At 62.7% G+C, this 1176-nt stretch carries 1 protein-coding gene; it reads left to right on the top strand.

The annotated features are described in order from the left end of the window. Positions 1 to 1089, top strand: a 1089-nt coding sequence (locus QZ332_RS13750; protein WP_295766472.1) for a relaxase/mobilization nuclease domain-containing protein, incomplete at its 5' end; no start/stop codon positions are given. Positions 1090 to 1176 lie beyond the last annotated feature (87 nt).

Raw genomic sequence — 1176 nt, 5'->3', positions numbered from 1 at the left:
TTTTTCGTCTGCACCCATACCGACAAGGGCCACATTCACAACCACATCTATTTCAATTCCACGGCCTTTGACTGCTCCCGGAAATTCCATAATTTCCTCGGCTCCAGCTTTGCCCTCCGGCGGCTGTCTGACCGGGTATGTCTGGAGCATGATTTGTCCGTGATACAAAATCCCAAACAGCACAGCAAGGGCCGTTTCCTCCACTATGGCCAGTGGGTAGGGGAAAAACCGCCCTCCGCTCAACAGCGGGTGCGGCTGGCAATCATCGCGGCCCTTGAAAAAAAGCCCGCCGACTTTGCCGCGTTCCTCCGGCTGATGGAGGAGTCCGGCTTTGCCGTCAAGCGCGGGCGGGGCGGCGTGGTGTCGTTCCTCGCGCCGGGGCAGGACAAGTACACCCGGCTCCGGGCATCCACCCTCGGCGCGGGCTTTGACCCCGAGGACATCCGGGCGGTTATCGCCGGGGAGCGGCCCCTCCCGGAGCTCCCCAAGGACGCGCCGCCCCCGCCCCGGCAGGTGGGGCTTATCATTGACATTCAACAGCGCATGGCCGAGGGCAAGGGCCCGGCTTATGAACGCTGGGCGAAAGTCTACAACCTAAAGCAGATGGCCGCCGCCCTCCAGTTTTTGCAGGAGAACAATCTCACCGACTATGACGCGCTGGCGGCAAAGACCACGGCGGCGGTTGACCGGGCCCACGCGCTGGCCGGGGAGCTCCAGACCACCGAGGCCGCCCTCTCCAAAGTCTCCGGGCTGATGGGGGCCGTGGTGGACTATGCCAAGGCCCGGCCCGTGTTTGACGGCTACAAGGCGGCCCGGTACTCGAAAAAGTATCTGGCCGAGCACGAGGCGGAGCTTGCCACCTACCGGGCGGCCCGGGCCGCTATGAATGAATTGTTAGGCGGTGAAAAGCTCCCCAAAATGGACGCGCTGAAAAAACAGCGGCGGGAGCTGGCGGATAAGAAAAAGGCCCTCTATGCCGAGTATCGGCAGGCCCAGCGGGATATGCGGGAGGCCGTGGCGGTCAAGGCCAACATCGACCATCTGCTCGGCCTTACGGACGGGCGCACCGATAAGGAACAGACGCGATAGCGGCGGTGACGCAGCCAACCTCTTTGGGACATTTTGTCCCAAAGAGCCGGGTTTGGGGAGGCTCCCCAACAAGCATTTTTGCGGGCC

It is taken from the genome of uncultured Oscillibacter sp. (assembly GCF_910584465.1).
Classification (GTDB): Bacteria; Bacillota; Clostridia; order Oscillospirales; family Oscillospiraceae; genus Oscillibacter.
The sequence above is the reverse complement of the archived record's forward strand: the minus strand, read 5'-3'. Positions and strand labels throughout refer to the sequence as shown.